Annotated in this window: 12 protein-coding genes; 3 read left to right on the forward strand and 9 right to left on the reverse strand. The window is 72.2% G+C overall.

What is annotated here, in order from left to right; all coding sequences use genetic code 11:
- Positions 1-371: 371 nt before the first annotated feature.
- The 6 genes from rplI to BN12_RS11080 form a co-directional block, all read right to left on the reverse strand.
- On the reverse strand, positions 372-818 hold the full coding sequence (rplI, locus tag BN12_RS11055) for a 50S ribosomal protein L9 (protein ID WP_048552468.1): 447 nt from the start codon (positions 816-818) through the stop codon (positions 372-374).
- Positions 819-836: 18 nt separating this feature from the next.
- Positions 837-1,073, reverse strand: a complete 237-nt coding sequence (rpsR, locus tag BN12_RS11060) for a 30S ribosomal protein S18 (RefSeq protein ID WP_048552470.1) — start codon at positions 1,071-1,073, stop codon at positions 837-839.
- A gap of 127 nt (positions 1,074-1,200) precedes the next feature.
- Positions 1,201-1,839 (reverse strand): single-stranded DNA-binding protein, encoded by a 639-nt coding sequence (locus BN12_RS11065; protein WP_048552471.1) that lies wholly within the window; start codon positions 1,837-1,839, stop codon positions 1,201-1,203.
- Positions 1,840-1,870: 31 nt separating this feature from the next.
- A complete protein-coding gene (gene rpsF, locus BN12_RS11070) occupies positions 1,871-2,158 on the reverse strand; it encodes a 30S ribosomal protein S6 (protein ID WP_048552473.1) in 288 nt (95 codons plus the stop codon).
- Between the two features lie 473 nt (positions 2,159-2,631).
- A complete protein-coding gene (locus BN12_RS11075) occupies positions 2,632-4,005 on the reverse strand; it encodes a glycosyltransferase family 87 protein (RefSeq protein ID WP_048552474.1) in 1,374 nt (457 codons plus the stop codon).
- A complete protein-coding gene (locus BN12_RS11080; protein WP_053080011.1) occupies positions 4,002-6,194 on the reverse strand; it encodes a transglycosylase domain-containing protein in 2,193 nt (730 codons plus the stop codon). The genes BN12_RS11075 and BN12_RS11080 overlap by 4 nt, the downstream gene beginning before the upstream one ends.
- 176 nt (positions 6,195-6,370) lie before the next feature.
- On the opposite strand from BN12_RS11080, the gene BN12_RS11085 reads away from it, so the two are divergent.
- Both BN12_RS11085 and BN12_RS11090 read left to right on the forward strand, forming a co-directional pair.
- The gene (locus BN12_RS11085) at positions 6,371-7,036 is read left to right on the forward strand and encodes a PadR family transcriptional regulator (RefSeq protein WP_048552475.1); all 666 of its coding nucleotides are present in this window, start codon (positions 6,371-6,373) and stop codon (positions 7,034-7,036) included.
- A gap of 4 nt (positions 7,037-7,040) precedes the next feature.
- Positions 7,041-8,135 carry an inositol-3-phosphate synthase gene (locus BN12_RS11090; RefSeq protein ID WP_048552479.1) on the forward strand — a complete coding sequence of 365 codons (1,095 nt, stop codon included), beginning with the start codon at positions 7,041-7,043 and terminating at the stop codon, positions 8,133-8,135.
- A gap of 57 nt (positions 8,136-8,192) precedes the next feature.
- Here BN12_RS11090 and BN12_RS11095 read toward each other — a convergent pair whose 3' ends face one another.
- Genes BN12_RS11095 through BN12_RS11105 form a run of 3 tightly spaced genes read right to left on the reverse strand, consistent with a single transcriptional unit; the run spans position 8,193 to position 11,897 of the window.
- Positions 8,193-9,065 (reverse strand): PP2C family protein-serine/threonine phosphatase, encoded by an 873-nt coding sequence (locus BN12_RS11095; protein WP_048552480.1) that lies wholly within the window; start codon positions 9,063-9,065, stop codon positions 8,193-8,195.
- 34 nt (positions 9,066-9,099) lie between these two features.
- Entirely contained in the window at positions 9,100-10,569 is a 1,470-nt protein-coding gene (locus BN12_RS11100) for a CCA tRNA nucleotidyltransferase (RefSeq protein WP_048552481.1), read from the reverse strand.
- A gap of 5 nt (positions 10,570-10,574) precedes the next feature.
- Positions 10,575-11,897, reverse strand: coding sequence for a DUF1015 domain-containing protein (locus BN12_RS11105; protein WP_048552483.1), 1,323 nt, complete (start codon positions 11,895-11,897; stop codon positions 10,575-10,577).
- A 130-nt stretch (positions 11,898-12,027) separates the two neighbouring features.
- On the opposite strand from BN12_RS11105, the gene BN12_RS11110 reads away from it, so the two are divergent.
- Positions 12,028-12,513 carry an NUDIX hydrolase gene (locus BN12_RS11110; protein WP_048552485.1) on the forward strand — a complete coding sequence of 162 codons (486 nt, stop codon included), beginning with the start codon at positions 12,028-12,030 and terminating at the stop codon, positions 12,511-12,513.
- The last annotated feature ends 72 nt before the right edge of the window (positions 12,514-12,585 follow it).

A 12,585-nucleotide genomic window follows, 5' to 3' on the forward strand; every position in this document is an offset into this window, starting at 1 on the left:
CAGCGGGCCACCCCACGATTCGAGGTATCCAGCAACCACCGCAGCGTCACCCGATACCTCGACCCAGCGGGAAGCTACGGAGTCGACGTATCTGGCGACCACCGCAACGTCACCAGATACCTCGACCCAGCGGGCCACCCCACGATTCGAGGTATCCAGCGACCGGGCGAGGCATCCAGAGGGCAACGTCACGGCATACCTCGACCCGGCAGGACAACCTGGAGTCGAGGTATCTGGGGACCACCGCAGCGCCACCCGATACCTCGACCCAGCGGGGAGCCACGGAGTCGAGGTATCTGATGACCCGTCACGGACGCACCGGACACGTCGACATGCGCCGGGGCATCCCAGGGAGGCTCCCAGGGGACGGCTCAGCCGGCGACGACCTCGAGGGTGAGGTTGGCGACGACGTCGGGGTGGAGGCGGACCGTCGCCGAGTGCGTGCCCGTCGACTTGATGGGCGTCGGGATCTCGATCTTGCGACGGTCCAGCTCGGGACCACCCGCAGCCTTCACGGCGGCGGCGACGTCGCTGCTCGACACGGCACCGAACAGGCGGCCGGACGCGCCGGCGTGGGCCGAGACGGTGACGGTGCCGTTCTCGAGGTTGCCCTTGATGGACTGCGCCTCCTCGAGCGACTTCACGGCGCGGGTCTCGCGACCGCGCGCGATAGCGTCGACCTGGGCCTGGCCGCCCTTGCTCCACGCGACGGCGAGACCGCGGCGGAAGAGGAAGTTGCGGGCATAGCCGTCCTTGACGTCGGCGACGTCACCGGCGGCGCCGAGGCCGGTGACCTCGTGGGTGAGGATGACCTTCATCGGTTCGGTCCTTCCGGGTCAGCGGGACGAGCTCGAGTACGGCAGGAGCGCCATCTCCCGGGCGTTCTTCACGGCCGTGGCGATGAGGCGCTGCTCCTGGACGGACACCCCGGTCACCCGGCGCGCGCGGATCTTGCCGCGGTCGGAGACGAACTTGCGCAGCAGCGCGGTGTCCTTGTAGTCGATGTTCTCGACCTTCGCCGCCTTGAGCGGGTTGGCCTTCTTCTTGGGCTTGCGAATGGCGGGCTTGGCCATCGTGGTGCTCTCCTTCTCGGATGAGCCCGAGGGATGCCTCGGGATGGGGTTCTGTCGAGTGGTGTCGGTATGCGGTGTGCTGCGGTGGCCTCGAACGGGCCGCCGGGGTGGATCGGGGGTGGGTGGATCAGAAGGGCGGCTCGTCGTAGGACGGTGCGGAGCTGCCGCCCCAGCCGCCCTGACTGCCTTGGCCGCCCTGCTCGCGGTCGCCCCCGCGGCTGCCGGAGGCGCCCTGGCCGGCACCCTGGTTGCCGCCCCAGCCGCCTTGGCCACCGGAGCCGCCCTGGCCGCCGCCGGAGGAGCCTCCGGTCGACCATGGGTCCTCCTGCTGACCGCCGAAGCCGGCCTGGCCGCCGCCGAAACCGCCCTGGTTGCCACCGAAGCTGCCGCCCCCGCCCCCGCGCTGGGTGCGGTTGACCTTGGCCGTGGCATACCGGAGGGAAGGTCCGATCTCGTCGACCTGCATCTCGACGACGGTGCGCTTCTCGCCCTCCTTGGTGTCGAAGGACCGGGAGACGAGCCGGCCGGTCACGACGACGCGGGTGCCGCGCCCGAGGGACTCGGCAACGTTCTCGGCCGCCTCGCGCCAGATCGAGCAGCGCATGAACAGCGTCTCGCCGTCCTTCCACTCGTTGCTCTGGCGGTCGAACGTCCGCGGCGTCGAGGCCACGGTGAAGTTCGCGACGGCTGCGCCCGAGGGGGTGAAGCGCAGCTCCGGGTCGCCGGTCAGGTTGCCGACGAGGGTGATGACGGTGTCGCCTGCCATGTGGGTTGATCCCCTTCGATCCGTTGGGTGCTCAGGCGCCGGGGCGCAGGAGCTTGGTCCGAAGGACCGACTCGTTGAGGCCGAGCTGGCGGTCCAGCTCCTTGGCGGTCGCCGGCTCGCAGGTGAAGTTCGCGACGGCGTAGATGCCCTCGGGCTTCTTCTTGATCTCGTATGCCAGGCGCCGACGGCCCCAGATGTCGAGGTTGTCGACGGTGCCGCCGTCGGTCGTGATGACGGTGAGGAACTTCTCCAGCGTCGGCTGGACGGTCCTGTCGTCGAGCTCGGGGTCGAGGATGACCATGAGTTCGTACTGACGCATGCGTTAACCCGCCTCCTTCGGTCTAGAGCGGTCACGGTCCTTCCGTGACAGGAGGGTATGCACGGTGCCCACTCGGCGGGGAGAGTTATCCACAGGCGGCAGGCAACCGGACAAGGATACCCGCGGCTCGGGGAACCGCCCAATCGGACCATGGCGCCCAGATGAGGGGGTGCGGGGGGCTGGGAGTGGTGCACAAGCCCCGATCGGGTGCCAGACCGCCAGCCGGCTCGGCCCGCGGGTTCGGTGGCCGGGCCGCGCGTGGTGCACAAGCCCCGATCGGGTGCCAGACCGCCACACCGGAACCGACCGGAGTGGTGCACAAGCCCCGATCGGGTGCCAGATCGCCAACAGCGGAGGGGTGAGGGAACCGCAAGGGCCGGCCGCCCACGTCAGGGGGCGCGGGGGGCGGAGCCCCCCGCCGGGCGCACCCGGGGGCGGAGCCCCCATGTAACGGGGGCGGAGGCCCCATGTAATCACCTGGTGACGGCGATGACGCGGTCGGGGGCGTCGGTCAGCGGGCCGGCGAGCTCGTCGACGACCTCGTCGCGCTCGGGGTCGTCGGGCCACGCGGGGTCGGGGGGGTGCGTCGGCCGGGCCATCGCCTGCTGCCAGACGCACCACACGAGGTAGGCGACACCCGCGATCCGCAGGAGGAGGAAGAAGGCGTACCACGCGGGCGGCAGGCCCCGGTCGGGCTTGGTGAACCCGCCGATGTAGAGCCACACGGCGACGAAGTGGAGCGCCTCGGTCGCGACCCAGATGAGGTGGTCGCGCCAGCGCACGCCGCACAGCGCGGCGAGCGGCAGGAGGGCGAGGGACGCCTGGACGGGGAAGGTCTTGCCGGTGACGAGCGCGATGGCGACGACGACGAGGGCGACCTGCGACCACGTCGGCCGGCGGTCGGCGCCGAAGGCGAGGACGAAGCCGGCGCACAGCGCGACGAGGACGCCGACGGCGGCCGCGCTCGTCGCGACCCAGACCGGGAGCGGGTGCCCCGCGAGCTGGGGGATGAACCACACCGACCCGAAGCCCGCGCCTCCGCTCCACCAGGCCCGGTATGCCGCGGTGAGGGTGTCGAGGTCGGTCACCAGCCCGATGCCGACGAGGAGGACGGCAACGCCGCCGGCCCAGGCGAGCAGCCGGCCGAGATCCCGGTGCCGCCCCGCCCGGACGGCGAGCAGCGCGAGGGCCGCGACGACAAGGATCGGGTAGGTCCGGGCCATGACGGCGGCCCCGAGGAGGACGCCGGCGAGCGCCGGGCGGCGGCGGGCCCACGCCCACATGCCCGCCGAGACGAGCGCGACGCCGACGATGTCCGGTCCGGCGAGGATCGTGATGACGACGAGCGGGCTGAGCGCCACCTGGGCGGCGTCGACGGCGTGCCGGGGGCGAGCGGCCGCGGTGAACCACGTCGTCGCCATGAGGAGCAGCGTCGCGAGGAGCGTCCAGAGGAAGAAGTACGCCCGCTGCTCGGGGACCTGGGCACCGCTCGGGACGAGACCGCCGAGGACGGACATGACGGCCCCGGTGACGAGCGGCTGGTCGACGTGCGCCGACCCGGACAGGTAGGCGCCGAGACCCCGTCCCAGGGCCCCGGCCGAGTACTGGACCGGGATGTCGGAGAAGCACTGTCGCCAGAACATCGGCTGGCCGAGCCAGCCGTGGTCGACGCAGTACGCCTTCTGGACGACGCCGCCGGCGACGGGGAGCGCGGCGAGGGCGACGAGCGGCCACACGGCGGCCATCCACGGCCGCACCGTCGCGTGGCGCCCGAGCGGCCCCCCGACGAGGGCGAGCGAGTCCTCGGGGAAGGGGTCCGCGGAGCGAGTCGGGGGCGCGCCGCTCACGAGGTCGTCGGCGAGGGGGCCTTGCCCGCCTCCCCCGGATGCTGGGTCCGGGTGGGGCGAGCGGTCCGGGTGCGGGTCGCGGTCTGCGACGGCGGCCCGGTCCTCGTGCCCGTCGGCGACTGCGTCTGGGTCTGCGTGGGCGAGGTCGTCGTCGTGGTCGTCGTCGGCGCGGACGTCGTCGTGCTCGTCGAGGACTCGGAGGTCTGCGTCGAGGACGGCGGCGTCACCGAGCCGCCGTTGATGTGGGCGGGTTCGGGGAACTGGACGACCCGCATACCGTCGAGGGCGTTCTCCATGTAGTCGGTCCAGATCCACACCGGCACGGTCCCACCGGTCAGCTGGCCGACACCCGGGATGTTGTTCATCTGGTTCTCCGGCTTGACGCTCCCGTCACCCCGGTAGATGCCGACGGCGGTCGCGAGGTTCGGGGTGTAGCCGTCGAACCAGGCGGCGTAGTTGTTGGTCGTCGTGCCCGTCTTGCCCGCGATCGGCCGGGAGATCCGGCCCCCGGCATACGCCCCCGTCCCGCGCTGGGTCACGGACTCCTGGGCCTCGATGACGTCGGAGATGAGGTCGGGGTCGAAGACCCTCGTCTTCTCGGGCTTGGCCGTGTAGGAGTAGCCGCCGACGGAGGCCTTGACGCTCTTGACGAAGTACGGCGTGGCCCGGACCCCGCCCGCCGCGATCGTCGCATACGCGTTGGCCATGTCGATGACCTTGACGTCGTCGGTACCGAACACGTTGGCGTACACCGACTTCATCGGCGTCGTCACGCCGGCGTCCTTGGCCGCGGCGGTCGTCTTCTCGGGTGTCGCCTTGATGTTGACCTGGGCGTACACGGTGTTCACCGAGTGCGCGGTCGCGTCGATGAGGTCGATGGTCCCGAACTGCTCGTTGCCGAAGTTCTCGACGCCGCCCTGCTGGAGGAAGGAGGTCGCGGCGCCGGGATCGGCGAACTGCGGGAAGTACTGCGGGCTGTACCCCGCGTACGTCTGCGAGGTGCTCACGCCGTTCTGGAGCGCCGCGATGAGGGCGAAGATCTTGAACGTCGAGCCCGCCTGCATCGTGGCGTCGGTCGCGTTGTCGAACGGCCGCGCCTGGTAGTCCTTCCCGCCGTAGAGGGCGACGACCGCGCCGTTGCCGGGCGTGATCGAGGCGAGGCCGACGTGGAGGTTCTTCGGGCTCGACGGGAGCTTCTTGGCCGCTGCGACGGCGTCCGCCTGCTTGTTCTTGTCGATCGTCGTGACGATCCGCAGGCCCTGGCTGTCGATCTCGGTGTCGGTCAGCTTGAGCTTGTCGAGCAGCTCGTCCTTGACCTCCTTGACGATGTAGCCGTTCGTGCCGCTCATGGTCCGGTTCACCGGTGCCTTGATCGTCGTCGGGAAGGTCATCGCGTCCCGCTGGGCCTGGGTGATCCAGCCCTCCTGCGCCATGCCGTCGGCGACGTAGGTCCACCGGGCCTCGGCGTTCGCCTTCTGCTGGGCGCCCAGGCGTGGGTCGTAGTAGGACGGGCCGCGGATGACGCTCGCGAGGAGCGCGCCCTCGGAGGCGGTGAGGTCCTTGGCGTCCTTGCCGAAGTAGGCGTGGGCCGCCGTCTGGATGCCGCTCGCGCCGCGACCGAAGTAGATCGTGTTGAGGTAGGCGTCGAGGATCTCGTCCTTGGACTTCTGGCGGTCCAGCTTGAGGGAGATCATGATCTCCCGGAGCTTGCGGGTCACCGTCTGGTCCTGGGTGAGGTAGAAGTTCTTCACGTACTGCTGGGTGATCGTCGAGCCGCCCTGGGTCGGGCCGCCGGTCACCGCGGCCTTGAGGGCTCGGGCGATGCCGACGGGCGAGACGCCCCGGTTCTTGTAGAAGCTGCGGTCCTCCGCGGCGAGGAAGGCGCGCTGCACGTCGACCGGCACGTCGGCGAGCGGGATCGACTCGCGGTTGACGTCGCTGATCCGGCCCAGCTCCGTCTTCCCGTCGGAGTAGTAGAGGATCGAGCTCTGCGCGACGGCCGCCTCGTTGGGCTCCGGGATCGGGGTGAGGACGTAGGCGATGGCGAACCCCACGACGCCGGCGACGACGAGCGCGACGAGGGTCCACAGGACGCGGCGCGGCCACCGGCGCTTGCGGGGCTTGGCTCCCGCCGAGGTGCCGGTCGGCGACCCCGACGAGGATGCGTTGGGTGGGCTGCTGGGGCTCATATCTCTCTCACTCGCACGGCGCGGGCGACCCGCCTGGCTGCCTGGGTCGCCCGGGACAGTATGGCCCGACAACCTTGGCTTCCGGCCCATCGGACTTGTATCGGATCGATATATCTGGTTGTATGCGACGTGACAAGCGATGAGTTTGTCACCCGTCCCGCTTCCCCGGAGGTCCCGTGAGCCGCCGCTCGTCGCTCCTGGAGTTCGCCGTTCTCGGCCTGCTCCACGACGCGCCGATGCACGGCTACGAGCTGCGCAAGCGGCTCAACGCGGCGCTCGGCGCCTTCCGCGCCCTCTCCTACGGCACGCTCTATCCCGCCCTCCGCGGCCTCCTCGACCAGGGCCTCATCGCCGCGCAGGACCCCGGCTCCGGCGGCCTCGCCGGCACGCGGGCCAAGATCGTCTACGAGTTGACCGCCGAGGGCAAGGAGCGCTTCCAGGACCTCGTGAACCGCGCCGACCAGGGCGCCTACGACGACGACGCGTTCGACGTCCGGCTCGCCTTCTTCGCCCGGACCGAGGCGGCGGTGCGGATGCGGATCCTCGAGGGTCGGCGCTCGCGACTCGAGGAGCGCCTCGCGAACATCCGGAGCGCCTCCGCGGCGAACCGCGAGCGGATGGACGCCTGGACCGCCGCCCTCCAGCGGCACGGCGAGGAGAGCACCGAGCGGGAGGTGCGCTGGCTCGGCCAGCTCATCGACGCCGAGCGGGAGCGCGCGACTCCCTCGGCCACCCGCCCAACCGGCCCGCTCACCGATCCCGACCACCCCGCATACCGGCCTCCCCGTCGGAGCAGCCCAACCCAACCCACCAGCCCAACCCAACCCACCAGCAAGGAGTGACCCCATGGGTTCCATCCGCGTCGCCATCGTCGGCGTCGGCAACTGCGCGAGCAGCCTCGTGCAGGGCGTCCACTATTACCGGGACGCCGATCCGGCCTCGACGGTGCCCGGTCTCATGCACGTGACGTTCGGCCCGTACCACGTGAGCGACGTCGAGTTCGTCGCGGCGTTCGACGTCGACGACAAGAAGGTCGGCAAGGACCTCGCCGAGGCGATCAACTCCTCGGAGAACAACACGATCAAGATCGCCGACGTGCCGACGACCGGCGTGACCGTCCAGCGGGGCCACACCCTCGACGGGCTCGGCAAGTACTACCGCCTGACGATCGACGAGTCCCCGGCCGAGCCGGTCGACGTCGTCGCGGCCCTCCGCGAGGCGAAGGCCGACGTCCTCGTCTCCTACCTCCCGGTCGGCTCGGAGGAGGCCGACATGTTCTACGCGCAGTGCGCGATCGATGCCGGTGTCGCCTTCGTCAACGCCTTGCCCGTCTTCATCGCGAGCGACCCGGAGTGGGCCGCGAAGTTCGAGGCGGCCGGCGTGCCGGTCATCGGCGACGACATCAAGTCCCAGGTCGGCGCGACGATCACCCACCGGGTCATCGCCAAGCTCTTCGAGGACCGGGGCGTGACGCTCGACCGGACCTACCAGCTCAACGTCGGCGGCAACATGGACTTCAAGAACATGCTCGAGCGCGAGCGCCTGGAGTCCAAGAAGGTCTCCAAGACCCAGGCCGTCACCTCCAACCTCACCGGCTCGCTCGCCGGCGTCGGCGCCGACGACCGCAACGTCCACATCGGCCCGTCCGACTACGTCGCCTGGCTCGACGACCGCAAGTGGGCCTACGTCCGGCTCGAGGGCCGCGCCTTCGGCGACGTCCCGCTGAACCTCGAGTACAAGCTCGAGGTCTGGGACTCCCCGAACTCCGCCGGCATCATCATCGACGCGATCCGCGCGGCGAAGATCGCCAAGGACCGCGGCATCGGCGGCGCCCTGCTGTCGGCGTCCTCCTACCTCATGAAGTCCCCGCCGGAGCAGCGCCCCGACGACATCGGCCGCGCGCGGCTCGAGGCGTTCATCGCGGGCGACGAGTCCCGCTGAGCCGGCGGGCTCCGAGCGAGCCCTCCGCATCCGTCCTCGTGGGGAAGGCGGTCGTCGTCAGGGCGACGGCTGCCTTCCCCTCGAGGGCGCCGGCGGGTCCCCGACGGACAGGACGTCGGCGACGACGACGGTGACGTTGTCCCGCCCGCCGGCCCGCAGCGCCGCGGCGACGAGCGCGTCGACCGCGTCCTGCGGGTCGTCATGGGCGAGGAGCAGGTTCCGGATCTCCGGTTCCGGCAGCTCACCGGTCAGCCCGTCGGAGCAGACGAGGAGCCGCTCGCCGGCCCGGGGCTCGAGGACCCGGACGTCCGGCCGCACGCCGAGGCCCTGGCCGAGCGAGCGGGTGACGATGTTGCGCAGCGGGTGACGCTCGGCCTGCTCGGCGGTGAGCAGGCCCGCGTCGACGAGCTCCTGCACCTCGGAGTGGTCGGTCGTCAGGCGCTCGAGGACACCGCCGTCGAGACGGTAGGTCCTCGAGTCGCCGACGTTGACGACGACCCAGCGGGCGCCCCGCTCCGAACCGGGTGGCTCGGCCCCATCCGCCTCGGCCGGTCGTCCGTCGCTCCATCCCTGCCCCGTACGGGCGGTGCCACCGGCGTCGACGAGGACGACCCCCGTCAGCGTCGTCCCCATGCCGGCATATGCCGGATTCCGCCGCCCGGCCTCGACGACCCGGTCGCCGGCGACGGTCACCTGCCGCGCCACGTCCTCAGCCGTGCGGCTCGCCCGGCCCGCGAGCTCGCGCATCGTCGCGACGGCGATGACGCTGGCCACCTCGCCCGCCGCGTGGCCGCCGAGCCCGTCGGCGACGAGGAGGACGAGGTCCTCGGCGAGGTAGGCGTCCTCGTTGCTCTCCCGCACGCGGCCGACGTCGGTCCCGGCCCCGACCCGGGCGGTGAGGGGTCCGCGATGGACGTCGATGGAGGACACTCGTCCATTCTCGGCCCTCTCGGCCCGTCGCGGCTCAGCTCGGGGAGGTCTCCGGCTGCTCGGCCCACCAGGCGCGCAGCCGCCGCTCGGCCTCCTCCTCACCGAGCGGCCCCTCGTCGAGCCGCAGCCCGAGGAGGAACCGGTACGCCCGCCCGATGACGGGGCCCGGCGGGACGCCGAGGATCTCGCCGATCCGGTTGCCGTCGAGGTCGGGACGGACGGCGGCCAGCTCCTCCTTGGCCTGCAGGTCGGCGATCCGGGACTCGAGCGCGTCGTAGGTCCGGGCCAGCCGGGCGGCCTTGCGATGGTTGCGGGTCGTGCAGTCGGCCCGGGTGAGCCGGTGGAGCCGCGGCAGGAGCGGACCGGCGTCGGTGACGTAGCGCCGGACGGCCGAGTCGGTCCACTGCCCCTCGCCGTACCCGTGGAAGCGCAGGTGCAGCTCGACGAGCCGCGACACGGCCTTGACCGTCTCCTTGTCGTAGCGCAGCGCCCGCAGCCGCTTCGCGGTCAGCTTGGCGCCGACGACCTCGTGGTGGTGGAAGCTCACTCCTCCGCCCGGCTCGAACCGCCGGGTCGCCGGCTTGCCGATGTCGTGGAGCAGCGCGGCGAGCCGCAGCCACAGGTCGGGTCCGGGCACGGCCTCGGGCGGGTCGCTGGGCGCCCCCTCGAGGGCGATCGCCTGCTCGAGGACGGTGAGGGAGTGGGCGTAGACGTCCTTGTGGCGGTGGTGCTCGTCGATCTCCAGGCGCAGGGCCGGAAGCTCCGGGAGGGCGTATGCCGCGAGCCCGGTCTCGACGAGCAGCTCCAGCCCCGGGGCGGGCGTGTCGGCGAGGAGCAGCTTGGTCAGCTCCTCGCGGACCCGCTCGGCCGAGACCTTCTCGATCGAGGCCGCCATCGCCGTCATCGCCTCGTGGGTTCCCGCGCTGACGTGGACGCCGAGCTGGGCGGCGAACCGGGCGGCCCGCATCATCCGCAGCGGGTCGTCGCCGAAGGAGACCTCCGGCGGGCTGGGGGTCCGCAGCACCCGGGCGGCGAGGTCGACCAAGCCGCCGTGGGGGTCGACGAAGTGCAGGTCCGGCAGCCGCAGGGCCATCGCGTTGATCGTGAAGTCGCGACGCGACAGGTCCTCCTCGAGGGAGTCGCCGAAGGCGACGACCGGCTTGCGGGTCACCCCGTCGTAGGCGTCCGCCCGGTAGGTCGTCACCTCGACGCGGGTGTCTCCGCGGCTCGCACCGATCGTCCCGAAGTCACGTCCCATGTCCCAGTGGGCGTCGCCCCAGCCGCGCAGGATCCGCTCCGTGGCCCCGGGGCGGGCGTCCGTCGTGAAGTCGAGGTCGGGCGAGGTCCGGCCGAGGAAGGCGTCGCGGACCGGTCCGCCGACGAGGGCCAGCTCGTGCCCCCGCTCGGCGAACGCCTCGCCGAGCTCGCGGAGCAGCGGCATGACGGGTGTGAGCCGGGTGACGGCTCGGGCGAACAGCTCGGTCGTCGCGTCGGCGGTGGGCATGATCGTCAATCGTAGGCGGCCGTGAAGGGATGGACGAACAGGCCGCTGCCGAGCTTCGGCTCGAACCACGTCGACTTCGGCGGCATGTCCCGCCCGCTGCCCGCGACGGCGACGAGGTCGTCGACGCCCGTCGGGTGGAGGAGGACGGCGCTCGCCCACGGCCCGTCGTCGACGAGCCGCTCGAGCTCGGCGACCCCGTGCACCCCGCCGACGAACCCGATCCGGGGGTCGCCGCGCGGGTCGGTGATGCCGAGGAGCGGCCCGAGGACCCGGTCCTGCAGGAGCGAGACATCGAGCACCGCGACGGGGTCCGGCCGGTATGCCGTCCGCTCGCCGTCCGCATCCGGCGCACCGACGTCCCCGGACCGGTCGGTCGTGGGCACCGCCAGCGGCAGCCGCCACCACCGCCGGGCGGCGCGGACCGACACCTCGCCCGGCCCGGACGGGGCCGGATCCCGGCCCTCGGCATACGGCTGGAGCGGTGCACCGGCCACCTCCGCGAGGACGGCCAGCCACTCCTCCTCGGTGCGGTCGCCGAGGTCCGCGACGACCCGGTTGTAGGGCAGCACGAGCAGCTCCTCACCCGGGAAGACGACGACGGGGAACTCGGCTCGGCGCGGATCGGCACCGGGGTCATCGAGACAGCCGGCCACCCGGTCCGCGGCGGCGCTGCGGTGGTGCCCGTCGGCGACGTAGAGGGCCGGGACGAGGTGCGCGGCGGCCGTCACCCGCTCGGCGAGATCGGTGTCGGTGACGACCCACAGCTCGTGACGGACCCCCGCCGGGTCGGTGACGTCGATCCGCGGCTCCCCGGCGACGACCCCGCGCAGGAGCCGGTGGACCTCGGCCCAGCCGGGGTCCCCCGGTGCGGCGAGGAGGAGCACCGGCTCGTCGTGGGCGCCGAGTGCCTCGACGTGGTGGACCCGGTCGTCCTCCTTGTCGCGGCGGGTCTGCTCGTGGGTCGCGACCCGGCCGGCCCGGTAGTCGGCGACGGCGACACACGCGACGAGCCCGGTCTGCGAGCGTCCCGCGCGGGTCAGCCGGTACACCGCATACGCCTCCTGCTCGTCGAGGACGAGGACCCCACGGTCCACGAGGTCATGGAGCGCCCGGGCCGCCTGCTCGTGGACGGCCGGCTCGTCCGGGTCGTCCGGGTCGTCCGCCCCGAGGTCGATCTCGGGACGGCTCACATGGAGGAAGGAGTCGGGGTTGCCCCGGGCGATCGACCGCGCCTGCGTCACGTCGACGACGTCGTAGGGCGGCGCGAGGACGGCCGCCGCCCGGTCGGGACGGGGACGCAGGGCACGGAACGGGCGGAGGTCGACCACGCCCCCATCGTGCCCTGCCTACCGACGCCCCCCACGTCCTCCCCCACGCGGACGGAGAAGCAACGGTTCGAACAGGGGCCGCGGCCCGCGTCCCACGGGCGGCATACCACCGCTATATACAGTTGGCCGCATGACCAATGCCGCCGCCGACCCCCCGCGGTTCGGGCGACGGCTGCCCACGGTCGAGGAGCGCTCCGCCGGTGGCGTCGTCGTCGACGTCGTCGACGGCCGGGCGCTCATCGCCGTCATCGCGCGGCGCAACCGGGCCGGCCGCGTGGAGTGGTGCCTCCCCAAGGGTCACATGGAGGGCGAGGAGACCCTGCCGCAGACGGCCGCCCGGGAGGTCGCGGAGGAGACGGGCATCGAGGGCCGGGTGCTCCTCGAGCTGGGGACGATCGACTACTGGTTCGCCGTGGGCGAGCGCCGGGTCCACAAGTTCGTCCACCACTATCTCCTCGAGGCGATCGGTGGCCGGCTCACCATCGAGAACGACCCCGACCACGAGGCCATCGACGCGGCCTGGCTGCCCCTGGAGGACGCGCACCGCCACCTCACCTTCCCCAACGAGCGACGCATCGCCCGGGTCGCGTGGCAGCGGCTCGCCGGGGACGGGTGAGGCGCGCAGGGGCCCGTCGCCTCGCCCTCGCCACGGCGCTGCTCGGGTCGGCCCTCGCGCTCGGGGCGCCGG

The sequence above is a fragment of the Nostocoides japonicum T1-X7 genome, assembly GCF_001046855.1.
Classification (GTDB): Bacteria; Actinomycetota; Actinomycetes; order Actinomycetales; family Dermatophilaceae; genus Nostocoides; species Nostocoides japonicum.

Bases quoted from the DNA above. Each gene is read 5' to 3' on its own strand.
- BN12_RS11090 (WP_048552479.1), top strand. From the start codon at position 7,041: ATGGGTTCCATCCGCGTCGCCATCGTCGGCGTCGGCAACTGCGCGAGC.
- rplI (WP_048552468.1), bottom strand. From the start codon at position 818: ATGAAGGTCATCCTCACCCACGAGGTCACCGGCCTCGGCGCCGCCGGT.
- rpsF (WP_048552473.1), bottom strand. From the start codon at position 2,158: ATGCGTCAGTACGAACTCATGGTCATCCTCGACCCCGAGCTCGACGAC.
- BN12_RS11080 (WP_053080011.1), bottom strand. From the start codon at position 6,194: ATGAGCCCCAGCAGCCCACCCAACGCATCCTCGTCGGGGTCGCCGACC.
- BN12_RS11100 (WP_048552481.1), bottom strand. From the start codon at position 10,569: ATGCCCACCGCCGACGCGACGACCGAGCTGTTCGCCCGAGCCGTCACC.
- rpsR (WP_048552470.1), bottom strand. From the start codon at position 1,073: ATGGCCAAGCCCGCCATTCGCAAGCCCAAGAAGAAGGCCAACCCGCTC.
- BN12_RS11065 (WP_048552471.1), bottom strand. From the start codon at position 1,839: ATGGCAGGCGACACCGTCATCACCCTCGTCGGCAACCTGACCGGCGAC.
- BN12_RS11110 (WP_048552485.1), top strand. From the start codon at position 12,028: ATGACCAATGCCGCCGCCGACCCCCCGCGGTTCGGGCGACGGCTGCCC.